16 protein-coding genes are annotated in these 14,518 nt (G+C 63.8%); 6 read left to right on the forward strand and 10 right to left on the reverse strand.

The genetic code is table 11. From position 1 onward, the window contains the following. Nucleotides 1–53: 53 nt before the first annotated feature. Entirely contained in the window at nucleotides 54–1,484 is a 1,431-nt protein-coding gene (locus C7I87_RS10255) for an FAD-binding oxidoreductase (RefSeq protein ID WP_149904079.1), read from the reverse strand. A gap of 9 nt (nucleotides 1,485–1,493) precedes the next feature. Then, entirely contained in the window at nucleotides 1,494–2,468 is a 975-nt protein-coding gene (locus C7I87_RS10260; RefSeq protein ID WP_188393801.1) for an L-threonylcarbamoyladenylate synthase, read from the reverse strand. Nucleotides 2,469–2,621: 153 nt separating this feature from the next. On the opposite strand from C7I87_RS10260, the gene C7I87_RS10265 reads away from it, so the two are divergent. Continuing rightward, nucleotides 2,622–3,080 carry a hypothetical protein gene (locus C7I87_RS10265; protein WP_246696242.1) on the forward strand — a complete coding sequence of 153 codons (459 nt, stop codon included), beginning with the start codon at nucleotides 2,622–2,624 and terminating at the stop codon, nucleotides 3,078–3,080. A gap of 174 nt (nucleotides 3,081–3,254) precedes the next feature. Further along, nucleotides 3,255–3,641, forward strand: a complete 387-nt coding sequence (locus C7I87_RS10270) for a hypothetical protein (RefSeq protein WP_149904082.1) — start codon at nucleotides 3,255–3,257, stop codon at nucleotides 3,639–3,641. An 80-nt stretch (nucleotides 3,642–3,721) separates the two neighbouring features. Here C7I87_RS10270 and C7I87_RS10275 read toward each other — a convergent pair whose 3' ends face one another. Both C7I87_RS10275 and glyS read right to left on the reverse strand, forming a co-directional pair. Further along, nucleotides 3,722–4,012, reverse strand: coding sequence for an ATPase (locus C7I87_RS10275; RefSeq protein WP_149904083.1), 291 nt, complete (start codon nucleotides 4,010–4,012; stop codon nucleotides 3,722–3,724). 143 nt (nucleotides 4,013–4,155) lie between these two features. Continuing rightward, nucleotides 4,156–6,312: a glycine--tRNA ligase subunit beta gene (gene glyS, locus C7I87_RS10280; protein ID WP_149904084.1), complete on the reverse strand. Its 2,157-nt coding sequence runs from the start codon at nucleotides 6,310–6,312 to the stop codon at nucleotides 4,156–4,158. Between the two features lie 194 nt (nucleotides 6,313–6,506). Here glyS and C7I87_RS35180 point away from each other — a divergent pair, with 194 nt between their 5' ends. Next, a complete protein-coding gene (locus tag C7I87_RS35180; protein WP_181178669.1) occupies nucleotides 6,507–6,683 on the forward strand; it encodes a hypothetical protein in 177 nt (58 codons plus the stop codon). A 3-nt stretch (nucleotides 6,684–6,686) separates the two neighbouring features. On the opposite strand, the gene C7I87_RS10285 is transcribed toward C7I87_RS35180, so the two are convergent. Beyond that, entirely contained in the window at nucleotides 6,687–7,607 is a 921-nt protein-coding gene (locus tag C7I87_RS10285) for a glycine--tRNA ligase subunit alpha (protein ID WP_188393802.1), read from the reverse strand. 227 nt (nucleotides 7,608–7,834) lie between these two features. Here C7I87_RS10285 and C7I87_RS10290 point away from each other — a divergent pair, with 227 nt between their 5' ends. Then, nucleotides 7,835–8,296 carry a GNAT family N-acetyltransferase gene (locus C7I87_RS10290; RefSeq protein WP_149904086.1) on the forward strand — a complete coding sequence of 154 codons (462 nt, stop codon included), beginning with the start codon at nucleotides 7,835–7,837 and terminating at the stop codon, nucleotides 8,294–8,296. 95 nt (nucleotides 8,297–8,391) lie between these two features. Here the strand turns inward: C7I87_RS10290 and C7I87_RS10295 are convergent, their stop codons facing one another. The 5 genes from C7I87_RS10295 to C7I87_RS10315 form a co-directional block, all read right to left on the reverse strand. Continuing rightward, nucleotides 8,392–10,167: a tetratricopeptide repeat protein gene (locus C7I87_RS10295; RefSeq protein WP_149904212.1), complete on the reverse strand. Its 1,776-nt coding sequence runs from the start codon at nucleotides 10,165–10,167 to the stop codon at nucleotides 8,392–8,394. A gap of 142 nt (nucleotides 10,168–10,309) precedes the next feature. Continuing rightward, nucleotides 10,310–10,759 (reverse strand): DUF1284 domain-containing protein, encoded by a 450-nt coding sequence (locus C7I87_RS10300; protein WP_149904087.1) that lies wholly within the window; start codon nucleotides 10,757–10,759, stop codon nucleotides 10,310–10,312. Nucleotides 10,760–10,767: 8 nt separating this feature from the next. Continuing rightward, complete coding sequence (locus tag C7I87_RS10305; RefSeq protein WP_149904088.1) at nucleotides 10,768–11,349, reverse strand: biotin transporter BioY; 582 nt, start codon at nucleotides 11,347–11,349, stop codon at nucleotides 10,768–10,770. Between the two features lie 107 nt (nucleotides 11,350–11,456). Further along, complete coding sequence (locus C7I87_RS10310; RefSeq protein ID WP_149904089.1) at nucleotides 11,457–12,125, reverse strand: GntR family transcriptional regulator; 669 nt, start codon at nucleotides 12,123–12,125, stop codon at nucleotides 11,457–11,459. 102 nt (nucleotides 12,126–12,227) lie between these two features. Continuing rightward, a complete protein-coding gene (locus C7I87_RS10315) occupies nucleotides 12,228–13,244 on the reverse strand; it encodes a polyprenyl synthetase family protein (RefSeq protein WP_149904090.1) in 1,017 nt (338 codons plus the stop codon). Between the two features lie 187 nt (nucleotides 13,245–13,431). Here C7I87_RS10315 and C7I87_RS10320 point away from each other — a divergent pair, with 187 nt between their 5' ends. Together C7I87_RS10320 and C7I87_RS10325 are read left to right on the forward strand one after the other, a co-directional pair. Beyond that, entirely contained in the window at nucleotides 13,432–13,656 is a 225-nt protein-coding gene (locus C7I87_RS10320) for a putative signal transducing protein (protein ID WP_015318845.1), read from the forward strand. Further along, complete coding sequence (locus C7I87_RS10325) at nucleotides 13,656–14,456, forward strand: tRNA1(Val) (adenine(37)-N6)-methyltransferase (RefSeq protein ID WP_149904091.1); 801 nt, start codon at nucleotides 13,656–13,658, stop codon at nucleotides 14,454–14,456. Before C7I87_RS10320 ends, C7I87_RS10325 begins: the two co-directional genes overlap by 1 nt. The last annotated feature ends 62 nt before the right edge of the window (nucleotides 14,457–14,518 follow it).

Below are 14,518 nucleotides of genomic sequence, written 5' to 3' on the forward strand. Positions count from 1 at the left end.
CTGATCTCAGGGATGGTTATCGGAATGCCACCAGCCACAAGATGTTGTAAGGATCAGATAACCTTACCAGGATTCATGATGCCGGCCGGATCGAAGGCGGTTTTCATCCTGCGCATCAGATCGATGGCCATGGGCGGCGCGGTGGCGATCAGCTCGTCGCGCTTCAACTGGCCGATGCCGTGCTCGGCCGAGATCGAACCGTGCAGGCTGCGCACCACGTCATGCACGGCTTTGTTCATCCGATGGTAGAGGGCCAGAAACGCCTCGTCGCCGCCGTCGACGGGCCGCGAGATGTTATAGTGGAGATTGCCGTCGCCCATGTGGCCGAAGCAGACCACGCGGGCGCCCGCGCTCACTGACGCGACTGCGCCGGCGGCCTCCGCGATGAAGCGCGGTATCGATGCGATCGGCACCGAAATGTCGTGCTTGATCGAGGCGCCTTCCGGCTTCTGGGCCTCGGGCAACAGCTCGCGGAAATTCCAGAAGGCGTCGCCCTGCCCGAGGCTGGCGGCGATGACGGCGTCGCCGACGAATTCCTGCTCGAGGCCTGCTGAAAGCACATCCTCGATCAGCGCCCGCGAATCCTCCGACGAGCGGCCGGACGATATCTGCATCAGCACATACCAGGGCCAATCCTCCATCAGCGGCCGCGTCACGCCCTGGGCGTGCGCCAGCGTGAAATCGTATGGCCGCTCGCCGATCAGTTCGAAGGCGGTGAGCGCTGCCCCGGCGCGTTCCATGGCCAGGCTGAACAGGGAAAGAGCGGCCTCGGGCGACGACAGGCCGACGAAGGCGACGTCACGCCCCTTGGGCTTCGGAAACAGTTTGAGAACGGCGGCGGTGATGACGCCGAGCGTGCCTTCGGCGCCGACGAACAGGTTCTTCAGGTCGTAGCCGGTGTTGTCCTTCTTCAGCTTGCGCAAATCATCGAACACCTCACCGGTAGGCAGCACCACCTCGACGCCGAGGCAGAGCTCGCGCGCATTGCCATAGGCCAGCACGCCGGTGCCGCCGGCATTGGACGAAAGGTTGCCGCCGATCTGGCAGGAGCCTTGCGCGGCGAGCGACAGCGGGAACAGCCGGTCGGCGGCGTCGGCCGCTTCCTGCAAGGTCTGCAGGATGACGCCTGCCTCTGCTGTGACCGTGTTGGAGAGGACATCGATCTCGCGTATGCGGTTCAGCCGCGACAGCGACAGGACGATCTCGTGACCGGATCTGTCCGGCACCTGGGCGCCGACCAGCCCGGTGTTGCCGCTTTGCGGCACGACTGGCGTTCCGGTCTCCGTCGCCAGCCGCATGATCCGGCTGACCTCGTCGACGCTGCCCGGGCGCAGCACCAGCGACGTCGCGCCATGCCAGAGCCCGCGTCGCTCGATCAGATAAGGCGCGATATCCTGCTGGTCGCGCAGCGCATATTTGTCGCCGACGATCGCCGCGAAACGATCGATGAGAGCGGGATCGAGTGTCTTTGCAGTTTCGGTCATCTGGGAAAACTACGTTGTGGGCTCTGTGTTGTCACGAGGAGCGGCAGCACGGGAGAGCCGGTCGTTGATTGCCTCGCCGAGCCCGTCAAAGGGAATCTTCTCGACCGCGATGGTACGCGCGCCGCTGCGGTCGAGTTCCTGCATGTAGGTGAAGAGATTGCTTGCCGCTTCACGCAGGTCACCTGAAACCGACAGGTTGAGGAAAGCGGTTGCGCCGCGCCAGCCTTCCGCTCTCTCGCTGCCAAAGGCGAGCAGCGCTTCGCCCTCGCCGATCGCTCGCGCATTGAGCCGCACCGCGGCGCCCGGCGCGTAGTGCGAGGCAAGCATGCCCGGCGCTTCGACGCCGGCAATGCCGCCGCGCAGCAGGTCCATGCCGATGGCGGCCTCGATCTCTTCGGCGGCAATACCGCCGGGCCTCAGCAGCCGCAATCTTTCGCCCTCGGCCTTGACGATGGTCGATTCCAGCCCGACCGGTGTGGCACCGCCATCGACCACCAGCTTGATGCGCGCGCCTAAATCCGCCGCCACCGCTTGCGCCGTCGTCGCGCTGATCTTGCCGGATGAATTGGCGCTGGGTGCAGCAAGCGGCCGGCCAAGCCTGGCGATCAAGTCGCCGCCGAAACCTCTCGGCATGCGCAAGGCGATCGTGTCGAGCCCGGCGGTGACCAGCGGATGAATGCCGTTGCCGGGGCGCTGCGGCAGCACCAGAGTCAGCGGACCCGGCCAGAAGGCAAGCGCGAGTTTCTTCGACAGCGGATCGAACTGAGCGATGCGCTCGGCCATCGCCATGTCGGCGACATGGGCGATAAGCGGATTGAAACGCGGCCGACCCTTGGCTTCGAAAATGCGCGCCACGCCAATGCCATTGGTGGCGTCGCCGGCCAGTCCATAGACGGTCTCGGTCGGAATGGCGACGATATCGCCGCCCTCAAGCAGTGCCAGCGCCGGTTCCATCGCCTCGCCGACGGCAAGTATTTCAGCCACTCTCGTCACCTCGCGGATGCCGGGTGCGTAGTACGACGGCGTCGCCGGGGCAAGCGGGCATTGGCGATTCATCAATTCCTAAAATGCCATGCTTCCATGAAAGCCGGCATCAATCGCCGAGCACTATCGTGCGGCTTCTGGGCAATGGGAGCTATGTCAGTGTCTGTGCGTATATGGGGAACGCTTGCTATCAGTCTGGCTGCGATGGCCGGCGGGGCTCAGGCCTCGTCGCTGGTCTTTCCCGGCGTGCCGACCTCGACGCCCTCCGTCCTTACGCTGAAGGCGACCGACGGCAAGGCGAGCGACGTGGTGTCCGTCGTTGCGCTCGGCGAGCCCGACGTCACCTATGAAAAGGTTGCGGCAATCCCGGACAAGGCCGAGGCAAAGCACGGCTTCCAGCAGAGCCCGATGATCATTCGCGGCGGCATCATCGGCGGCGCCTTCTCGACACCAGTGCAAGCCAAGGCGCCAGCCACGGCAACCGCCCCCGCCACGGCGACCGCCTCCGCAGCCCCCGCGCCGGCAGCGCAAGGGAAAGCGGCGGCCCCGGCGGCAGCCGCGCCACCACCGGCAGCCCACCAGCCTGCTTCAGGAACCGGCAAGGTCAAATAGCAACCTGCCAAATTGGTCGGCCAAAATGCTCAACGGCTTGACGACGGTCTGGCGCCCCGTCCACCATCGTGCGGCGAATTTCGGCCGGCGTACCTCGCTGGTCGGCGCCGTAGCCTGAATTGCCAAGCGGCTTCGGCAGAGGGGATTGCATTGTTCAAGGCAAGGGGGCTGCTCATGAAAAAATCGAAGACCGTTACCGTGGCAGGGCTTCTGCTGGCGTCATTGATTGGCGGCGCGGCCCATGCGGACGACATGCTGGGGTCCTATGTCGCGCGCATTTCCGATCGCGATCACCGGGCGAGCGACGGCTATGCGCTGGACGGAGCCGCGCAGATGGTGCGGCAGGACCGCGCCAACTGGCACAAATTCCATCGCCGCGACAGAGACGACCAAGGCGACGAGTGGTTCACGACCAACGATCAGCGCGCCGATCTGCAGCGCATGCTGGAGCGCCCCGGCGCGATGAGTTCCTCGACCAAGCACGCCATAATCAATGGCGAGCCGCTGATCCAGGTCGACGTCTACGAAAACAGCGTGCGCGTCAGCATTCTGGAGAACTGAAAAGTCAGTGTTTGGAAAGACCTAAAAAAGGGGCGGCGCCCATGCGCCGCCCCTTTTCTCGACAGAACCGAACTGAAACCTCAGGCTGCTTCTTCCTTGTCGTCGTCTTCTTCCGACTCGTCGTCCTCGGATTCTTCTTCGCCGTCGGCGTCGTCGCCTTCGGCTTTCACGTCGGCGTCGTCTTCGTCGGACTCTTCGCCGTCTTCGTCGTCGCCTTCTTCGTCATCGCCATCTTCGTCTTCGTCAGACAGATCGGCGGCTTCGACCGTGGCGGCGGCGGCATGATCGAGGGCGGTTTCGGAAGCGGATTCAAGCGCCTCGGCAGGAGCCGAGGTTTCTTCAGTCACTTCGATTTCGTGATCGGAATTCATGGAAGCCTCCGTTGGGTTGGGGAACATGTCCCTTTTGCCACGGAGAGATCATCGTCATATGACTGTAAGCCGGCTCGAACGACCGGCTGGGAGATATTTTTCCCGATGCCCGCGGCCCGCTTTATTCCGGTGCGATCCGCTTCTCAGCCGGCGATTTTCGAGAAATCCGCGACTTGGCCCGTAGCCGTCCGAATGCGATTGAGCAGCGCCAGACGGTTGGCACGCACAGCCTGGTCCTCATCATTCACGAGAACATGCTCAAAGAATGAATCAACGGGTTCACGCAACACGCTAAGCGCCAGCATGGCAGCGGAAAAGTCTTGGTTTTGAATTGCTTCGCCGGCTTGCTTCTCGGCCTGATTCACCGCCGCAAACAGCGACTTCTCCGCATCTTGGCGGAACAACGCCGGCTCAACGGTTTCGGCGACCACCGTTTTCTTCTTCTCCTCGGCGGTCAGGATGTTGGCAGCACGCTTGGTACCAGCGAGCAGGTTTTTGCCGTCCTCGGTGTCGAGGAAGGAGCCCAATGCTTCGACGCGGCGCACGATTTGCAGGAGGTCGTCGGATTCCGGCGTGATGACCGCATCGATCAGGTCATGGCGCGCGCCCTGGTCGCGGAGGTAGACTTTCAGACGGTCGTGGAAGAACGCGAGGAGGTCTCTTACCTGCTCAGCGCCACTCCCTGTATAACGTGCGCCAGCGCTCGTAAAGAGGGAAGCCAGCCGTAGTCGAATTCGGGTTTCGACCAAAATCCTCACCACTCCCAGCGCCGCCCGACGCAGCGCATAGGGATCCTTCGACCCTGTCGGCTTTTCATCGATGGCCCAGAAGCCACTCAGAGTGTCGAGCTTGTCGGCAAGCGCCACTGCCACTGAAACGGGATCGCCCGGCACATAATCGGACGGCCCTTGTGGCTTGTAGTGCTCCTCCGCCGCCGTCGCGACAGAAGGATGCTCGCCCTGCAGCAACGCATATTTGCGGCCCATGGCGCCTTGCAATTCGGGGAATTCGCCGACCACTTCAGTGGTGAGATCGGCCTTGGCCAGGACAGCGGCACGACGCGCCAGCGCGGGATCGGCGCCGACAATCGGCGCCAGTTCTTCAGCGAACTCGGCAATCCGCTCCACCCGCTCGCCTTGCGTGCCGAGCTTGGCGTGAAAGGTCACGTTGAGGTGGTCGAGCCGGGCCATGCGCTGGTCGAGCGGCTTCTTCAGATCGAGGCCGAATTTTTCCGCAGATGCCCGGAGTTGCTCGAGATCAGGCAGATCGCCCTGGTCGGTCGTCCAGAAATAGAGCGCGTCGGACAAGCGCGCGCGCACCACCTTGCCGTTGCCGTGGGCGATTTCCTTGCCGCCGTCCCTGGCTTCGATGTTGGCGGTGAGGATGAAGCGGTTGGAGAGCGTGTCGCTTTCCCCCTGCGGCCGCGTCACAAAGCACTTCTGGTTGGCGCGGATGGTCAGGCGGATCACTTCCGCCGGAATGGCGAGGAAAGCCTGCTCGAACTCGCCCATCAGCACGACTGGCCATTCGACCAGCCCTGACACTTCTTCAAGCAAGCCCTCATCCTCGACAAGGTCGAGCCCGTTGGCGAAGGCGAGGTTGCGGGCGTCGGCAAGGATGATCTCCTTGCGCCTGTCAGCGTCGAGCACCACCTTGGCCGCTTCCAGTTTGCTCACATAATCGTCGAAGCGGCGCACGGTGATTTCGCCAGGCGCGAGGAAACGGTGGCCGTAGGTGATGTTGCCCGAACGGATGCCGTCGATCTCGAAATTGACCACGACCGGCTCCTCGGTCTCCGGGCCGAAGGTGCACAGGATGGATTGCAGCGGGCGTACCCAGCGCAGCGAGCCCGGCTTGGCCGAGGCCGGCCCCCAGCGCATCGACTTTGGCCAGGGGAAATTGCGGATGAGATCAGGCACCAGTCCGGCGATGATCTCTTCAGCCGCCCTGCCCGGCTTCGAAATGTGCGCGACGTAGAAGTCGCCCTTCTTCGGGTCGGAATGGACATGCGCTTCGGCAATCGAAGACAGCCCGGCCTTGCGCAGGAAGCCCTGGACAGCCTGTTCAGGCGCTGATGTCGACGGCCCCTTGATATCCTCGTGAATATCCTTCGAGCGTGCGTTGAGGCCACGGATATCGAGGGTGAGGCGCCGCGGCGTCCAATATTCACGCGCAGCCTCGTAGGTCAGACCCGCCTCGACCAGACCGTCGGTCAGCATCTTTCTCAGATCGCCCGCCGCCTTGCGCTGCATGCGAGCGGGAATCTCTTCCGAGCGAAGTTCTAGAAGCAGGTCAGGCATGGTTGGGGCTCACGCGGCAAAATGGTCCGCGCGGGGCATAGCAACTCGGCTGGCCGCTGTCACCCTTTCCGGAAATTTTGACCCTGCTGTCGGGATGAGGCGATCCCGCCCGTCCTTGGATCAAAGATTTCCATGAACCGAACGCAGCGCTGAAGCGACCCACGCTCAGGCAGGCAACTATTGGCTGAACGATCATGAAAACCGCATCCAGACTTCTTCAGATCCTCGCGCTCAGCGCCTGCTTCACCGCGCAGGCCCACGGCGCCTTCTCGATGCCGGGCGTGCGGCAGGCGCTGCGGACGATGTCTGGTCCGAGCGGCCAGATCCTGCCGCCGATCAACGCTTCCCTCGAAATGATCAACGGCGCTTGAGGCTCAGGCCGCCAATCCACCGGCCTGCGTCTTCAAGAACGCCTCGCCGCAGGCTTTCGCCAGATTGCGCACGCGCAGAATGTAGCTCTGCCGCTCGGTGACCGAGATCACGCCGCGCGCATCGAGCAGGTTGAAGACATGGCTCGCCTTGATGCACTGGTCGTAGGCTGGAAAGACCATGCGGTGCATCGGCAGATTGTCGTTCGATGCCGGCGCACCGGCATCGAGCAGCGCCTTGCACTCGGTCTCGGCATCCTCGAAATGCCTGAGCAGCATCGCGGTGTTGGCGTGTTCGAAATTGTGGCGCGAATATTCCTGCTCGGCCTGCAGGAAGACGTCGCCATAGGTGACCTTGTCGGCGCCGTCGCGGCCGTTGAAGTTGAGGTCGTAGACATTGTCGACGCCCTGCACATACATGGCCAGGCGTTCCAGACCGTAAGTGAGTTCGCCCGCCACCGGCGCGCATTCGATGCCGCAGACTTGCTGGAAATAGGTGAACTGCGACACTTCCATGCCGTCGCACCAGCATTCCCAGCCGAGGCCCCAGGCGCCCAGCGTCGGGCTTTCCCAGTCGTCCTCGACGAAGCGGATGTCGTGCAGCAGGGGATCGACGCCGATCGCCGCGAGCGAGCCGAGGTAAAGCTCCTGCAGGTTCGGCGGATTGGGTTTCAGGATCACCTGGTATTGGTAGTAGTGCTGCAGCCGGTTGGGGTTCTCGCCGTAACGGCCATCCTTGGGACGACGCGAAGGCTGGACGTAGGCGGCGTTCCAGCGCCTGGGGCCGAGTGCGCGCAGCGTCGTTGCGGGATGAAACGTGCCGGCGCCGACCTCCATGTCATAGGGCTGGAGGATGACGCAGCCATATGCCGCCCAGTAATTGTGCAAGGTCAGGATCAGCCCCTGGAACGAGCGGCTGGGGTGCATATGAGCTGATAATTCAATCGTCACGGTGGCCTCGGCGACACGGGCTAGCTTGCGGCCACGTCCTAGAGACACGGCGGCGAAGCGTCAAGCAAGGCGCGTTCGATACGGGCCGCCGTGAGCATGCCTGGCGATGTTGAACCCTTTGCCAGCGACTGGCCCATTGCCCGCCGCCAGGGTCCGCGATCCAATTCGACAAAGCGTCCGCGTCAATCACAGCAGGTTCAGCCATGTCCAACCCGATCACCATCCGCCCCGTCACACGCCAGGATTTCGACCGGTGGCTGCCTCTGTGGGACGGCTACAATGCGTTCTATGGCCGTTCGGGCGAGACGGCGCTGGCAAGCGAGATCACCGCGATGACATGGTTACGCTTCTTCGACGCCTACGAGCCGGTCCATGCGCTGGTCGCCGAGAGCGGGGGACAGCTTCTTGGCCTCGTCCACTACCTGTTCCACCGCAGCACCACGGCGATCTCGCCGAACTGCTATCTGCAGGATCTCTTCACAACAGAGGCCTCGCGTGGGAAGGGCATCGGCCGCGCGCTTATCGAAGGCGTCTATGAGCGCGCCCAGGCGGCCGGTTCCGGCCGGGTGTACTGGCTGACGCATGAAACCAACCACACGGCGATGAAGCTCTATGACAAAGTCGGCGAACGCTCGGGCTTCGTCGTCTATCGAAAGATGTTTTGAGGACGTTTCCTGCGCGTCGGCAGGCATTTAGCGGACGAGATATCAAAACGAAAACGGGGCTCTGAGAGCCCCGTTCGCATTCCAAAAAAGCGATTTCAGCCCTTCGGGGCGGGAACCGGCTCTGGCTTGACCTTCGGGGTCTCCTGCGCCGTGTTGGACTCGATCGGCGGCAGGCCCTTCATCAGCTTCTGCTGCAAGGTGGCCAGTACGTCGGGATCGGGCTTCAGGTCGCGGGCCTGGTTCCACTGGAAGGTGGCTTCCAGCTTGCGGCCGACACGCCAATAGGCATCGCCGAGATGGTCGTTCAGAACCGGATCTTCCGGCTTCAGCGAGACCGCGCGTTCCATCTCGCGCACGGCGTCATCGAACCGGCCTAGGCGGAAATAGGCCCACCCCAGGGAATCGACGATGTAGCCGTCACTCGGCCTGAGATCGACGGCCTTCTGGATCATCTCCAGGCCTTCCTTCAGGTTCGTGTTCATGTCGACCCAGGAATAGCCGAGATAGTTCAGCACCTGCGGCTGGTCTGGCTGCAATTCCAGCGCCTTGCGGAAATTCGGCTCGGCTTTCGGCCATTCCTTCAGCCGCTCATAGGCGATGCCGCGCTGATAGAAGATGTTCCAGTTGGCGGCAGTCGGTGTCTTCAGCACCTCGACGGCCTTGTCGTAGAGATTGGCGGCGGAGCGGAAATCATCCTTCGAGGAGTAGACACCGCCGAGCGCCAGATAGGCGCGCATGTCGTCGGGATGGGCTTCGACGAAGGCCTTCAGATGGGTGATCGCCTCGTCATGTCGATCGAGATCGGCAAGGTTGAGGCCAAGCTGCAGGTCCGAAATCTCCTTCAGCGGCGAAGAGTCGGGGATGCGCCGGTAGAGCGCGATGGCGCCCTCGCCGTCCTTCAGCTGTTCGGCGACGGCGGCGAGCTGCACGAGGGCCGCGTCGCTGTCGGGCTTCAGGGCCAATGCATATTGCAGATAGAGGCGCACGAACGGCTCGCCGCCGCCACGGTTGAGCGCGGTGGCGAGATCGAGCAGGATTTCGGAAGCACCGTCGGACGGGCCGGAAACGAAGGGCGCGATCTTGTCGCCCCTGCTGATCCTTGCGCGCAAGGCGACGATTTCCAGCTTGCCGGGCGAAAACGCCTCGGCCTGGTCGAGCACCGAGATCGCCTTGGCCTTGTCGCCCTTGCGGGCCAGGAACGAGGCATAGGCCTGCGCGTTGCGCATCCAGGTTTCAGGCGCCGCGCCGCCCGCGGCAGTATCCTGCAGAGTCGCGGCGTAGATCGCCTCGGCCTTTTCGGGCATGTTGGCGGCATCGGCGATCAGGGCGCGATGGAAGGATTTGAACAGGCCGAACCAGTCCGGCCCTTGCAGCTTGTCGATCGAAGCCATCGCTTCGTTGGCCTGGCCGGCACCTTGCTCGGCCCAGCCGGACATGACGCCGGAGATCAGCCGGTCGAGATCGGATTCCAGCGACAGCTTGAGCCAGTACTGCGCCTTGGTGAAATCCTTCTTGTGGAAAGAATCGACTGCCAGCGCCAGGCGCGAGAAGCGCTCGACATCGGGCACTTCCTTGAGCTTGTCGGCATAGACCAGCGATTCGTCGAAGCGCCCTTGCGCGATCAGCGACAGCATCAGGCTCTGCTGCAGTGCGGTGTCGCTCGGATTGAAAGCCAAGGCTTGCTTGTAATACGCGATGGCGCTGTCGAGGTCGTTGTCGCCTTCGGCGATCCGGGCGGCCAGATAGGCGCCCGAGAACGACGATATCTTGACCGGTTCGGTGGATTGCTTGGCATAGGCCGGCAAAGCCGAGATCGCCATGCCCGTCACAATTGCCAGCCTTGTCAGCCAGCGCGTACGTCCTTGCTGCATCATATCCCTTTCAGCCAGGCGCCATCTCCGCGTCAGCGGGATCGACCCAGACTCGATCTTTCGGGCAAAGCATGGCCTTTTTGGGGTCGCGCTTCAATCTGCCTGAAATTCACAATCGGGTCACCCGATTAATAAACCATGGCTAAATGGGACGGTTTTGCGCGTCAACAGGCCGTTGCAGCCGCGTATCGCGATAGCCGCCGCTTGCCACCGCGCTGCACAGCCCGCTCCATTCGCAGCCCCCACATGCCTTGCGCACCTGGCCGGCCGAGAAGGCCTGCCGTAGGCGTATAAGGATCGCGGCATCGAGATCGAGGCGGACGCCGTCACGGATCGGCCGAGCCAGCAGCGCTTCCACGTCATCCGCGGCCTGCCGGTCCCGCCTGGCCGCGCTGTCGCGCAAGCAGTGGGGTTCCGGCTCGCCAAGCAACGGGGCGCAGATGTCGTCCGGGCCGGAAACGAGGAGGATGTCCTCGCCCCGGCTCAAGCGCTCCGCGATCCCGTCATAGTTGGCGGTGAAAGCGGGGCTGTATCCCTTGCCCACATAGGTGAGCAGGCAAAGGAGATGATGGGCGCGAAGCGTGATCGTCACGGCTTCGGCTAGTTCATCTTGCCGCGCGGGAGCGCTATCAGCGTCGCCGCGCCAAGCGCCGACTTGAGCAATCCGCCGACGATGAACGGCACGAAGCCGAAGGTGATGGCCTTCTCGGTGCCGATCATGACGGCAAGCCAGGCCGTGCCGAGAGCCAGGCAGGCAAGGTTGCCGAGCAGCATGGCGGCGAAGGCGAGCAAAACCCTGTTGCCGTTCCAGCCGCGCTCTGCCAGCCAGCCGACAAGCGCACCGGTGATGGGGAAGGCAAAGAGATAGCCGCCCGTCGGGCCGACGAAATGCTGTATGCCTGCAGCGCCGCCGGCTAGGACCGGGAAGCCGGCCGCGCCTTCGACCAGCCATGCGGCGATCGTCACCGCCCCCAGCCGCCAGCCATAGAGCGCACCGATAAGCGTCACCGCGAAGGTCTGCATGGTCACCGGAACCGGTACCATCGGCACCTCGATGTAGGAGGACAGCGCCAGGAACAGCGTGCCGAGCACGACGGCGCCGGCCTGCCAGCCGAGCGATCGCTGCTGGAGGCGTAGCGGGCTGAAGGACGGTCTGGCGGACGAGAATGCGAGGTTGGTCATGAGCTTCCCTTTGGTCGATCCAAAATTATAGATAATTTCCGCGTTCGATCTATTATCGAATCCACATTTTTGGATCGATAGCAAGCCCGGGCTCGGGAAAAGGCCGCTTAGCCCACGATCGCGAAGGCTTCGCGCGTGGCGCCGGACGCTGTCCTGACCGGCTTGCGGCCAATCCATTGGACATGCCGTCCCAATGTTGCCGCGGCCGATTCGGTGTTTCCCTGCCGCAAGGCGGTGAGGATCGCCCGGTGGTCCTGATCGGTGCGCGTCTCCCACTCCGAACGCCATGCCGCGAACAGGAAGCGCGCGCTTGCAGCATGCAGGTCGTCGATCGTGGCAAGCAGGCGCGGCATGCCGCATGGCGCCAGGATCAGCTGGTGAAAGGCGCGATTGGCCTCCTCCCACGACCTGACGTCGCGGGATTTGTCGCCGGCCTTGGTCGCCTCCTCGGCCTGGTCGAGAATGGCCGAAGTCAGATGCGGCGCGGCGTGGCGCAGCGCCAGCACTTCGAGCGCGGCTCGCATTTCGGCGACCTCCTTGACCTCACCCAGATCGAAGGCAGCGACGCGCACGCCGCGGCGCGGCTCACTGACGGCGAGCCCCTGCGCCTCGAGACGGCGGAAGGCCTCGCGCACGGGAACATGGCTGGTGTTGAATTCCTCGGCGACATGATCCTGCCGCAGCCTCGCCCCCGGCTCGATCGCGCCGGAGATGATGCGATCGGCCAGCGCCTTGCTGATGCGCACCGCTATGGTGTCGTCCGTGCCCTTTGCCATGATTTATAGATAATTTACGGCAAGGCGGCTTGTCGAGACGGCGGGGGCGAATTCACAGACGTCTTCCACTGGCGCCCGAGAAGCCCGGTGAAAGCCGGCCTCTCAGTTCACCCGGCTGATGCAGAAATCGATGACGTCGATCAGCGCCGATTTCTGCGGCGTCTCTTCCAGCGGCGCCAGCGCGTCGCGGGCGATCTCGCCGAAATGGCGGGCACGCCCGATCGTGTCGGCAATGGCGCCGTGGCGGGTCATCAGGCCGATCGCCTTTTCCAGCCCGGCGTCATCGACGACATTGTCCTCGATGGCACGCTTCCAGAAGGTGCGTTCGGCCTTGCTGCCGCGCCGGTAGGCGAGGATGACCGGCAAGGTCACCTTGCCCTCGCGGAAATCGTCGCCGACATTCTTGCCGAGATCCTTGCTGGTGCCGCCATAGTCCAGCGCGTCGTCGATGAGCTGGAAGGCAAGGCCTAGGTTCATGCCGTAGGAGCGCAGCGCCGCGCGATCGTTGCGGGTCGCCAGGGCGATGACCGGGCCAACCTCGGCGGCCGCCGAAAACAGCGCGGCGGTCTTGGCCTTGATGACTGCGAAGTGCTCGTCCTCGGTGGTTTCGAGGTTCTTGGCCGCGGCAAGCTGCATCACCTCGCCCTCGGCGATAATCGAGGCGGCGCTCGACAGGATGTCGAGCGCTTCGAGCGAGCCGACATCGACCATCATGCGGAAGGCCTGGCCGAGCAGGAAGTCACCGACAAGGACGCTGGCCTGGTTGCCCCAGATCATGCGGGCTGTCTTCTTGCCGCGCCGCATGCCGCTTTCATCGACGACGTCGTCATGCAGGAGCGTGGCCGTATGCATGAACTCGACCGAAGTGGCGAGCTTGACGTGGCCTTCGCCGGCATAGCCGAACATTTGCGCCGCAGCCAGCGTCAGCATTGGCCTCAGCCGCTTGCCGCCGGACGAGATCAGATGGTTTGCGACCTCGGGAATCATCTCAACGTCGGAGCCGGCCTTGGACAGGATCAGTTCGTTGACGCGCCCCATATCGGCCGCCGTCAGATCGATCAAATCCTTGATGGAGGCGGGTTCCCGCTTCCCGTTTTCGATGTTGAGAACGACACCCACGACAATCACTCCCGTCTTGGTATAACGCGTGCGACGGCACCCATAGTCCCGGCATGGACTCTAGGGCGGCGGATACGGGCACGGCAAGAGGCGAATTGGCGCGGCGGCGGCGATAGTGTCAACGCCGGGAAATGCTGGAATGCGGCCGCACGTTTACATGCAAGCCGCAACCTGCGAATTTCGCCCGATGATAGAGCTCATCCGCACCAACGACGCCGTCATCATCTCCTTTGTCGAATCGCTGATGCGCGATGCCGGCATCGGCTGCTTCGTCGCCGATCAGAACATGAGCGTGCTCGACGGCTCGCTCGGCATCCTGCCGCGACGCGTGATGGTCGATGCCGACCAGGCCGACGCTGCGCGACGCATCCTGACCGACGCCGGCATCGCCAACGAAATCCGGGGAAAATAATGTCGGCCGCGCCAGCCGCCCTCGCCACGGATACGCCAGCCCACACGGTCGATGCCTTCCACCGCGGCCGGTTCTGGCTCGTACAGCCCAAGCATGGCGGCCATCGCGCCGGAATGGATGCGATGATGCTGGCCGCATCCGTGCCATCCACCTTTCGCGGCCGGCTCGCCGATTTCGGCGCAGGCGCCGGTGCCGCCGGTCTGGCGGTGCTGTCGCGCTGCCCGGGCGCCCAGGCTGTGCTGGTCGAACGCGCGCCCGAGATGGCGGCCTTCGCGGCGGCCACGCTTGCCCATCCCGGTAATGCGCATCTCAGCGATCGCGCGGCCGTGCTCGTCGCCGATGTCACCGTTTCGGGCCGGGCCCGGGCCGCCGCCGGCCTTGCCGACAACGATTTCGACTTCGTCATCATGAACCCGCCTTTCAACGCCGCACGGGACCGCGCCACATCGGAGCGCCTGCGAAAAGAGGCGCATGTCATGGAGGATGGGCTGTTCGAAAGCTGGATCCGCAGTGCGGCGGCGGTTGTCAGGCCGCGCGGCGGGCTTGCCGTCATCGCCCGGCCCGAACAGCTCGGCGCCATTCTCGATGCGATTTCAGGCCGCTTCGGCGAAGCCGAGATGCTCGCCGTGCACCCTCGCCCGGACGCGGCGGCAATCCGCATTGTCGTGCGAGCCGCACTTGGAGCACGAGGAAAGCTCGCCATTCGTCCGCCGCTGATGCTTCACGCGCGATCGGGCAACGGCCCCGACGAGCGCAGCGAAATGATCACCAACGGGCTCGCCTCGCTGTTCGGAGACTGAGCTGTTCGCGGCCTGCACATTGCCGTTGGCCGGGAAATCCCTACATGCCTGCAACCATCGCC

The sequence above is a fragment of the Mesorhizobium sp. SARCC-RB16n genome (genome assembly GCF_008520305.1).
GTDB lineage: Bacteria > Pseudomonadota > Alphaproteobacteria > Rhizobiales > Rhizobiaceae > Mesorhizobium.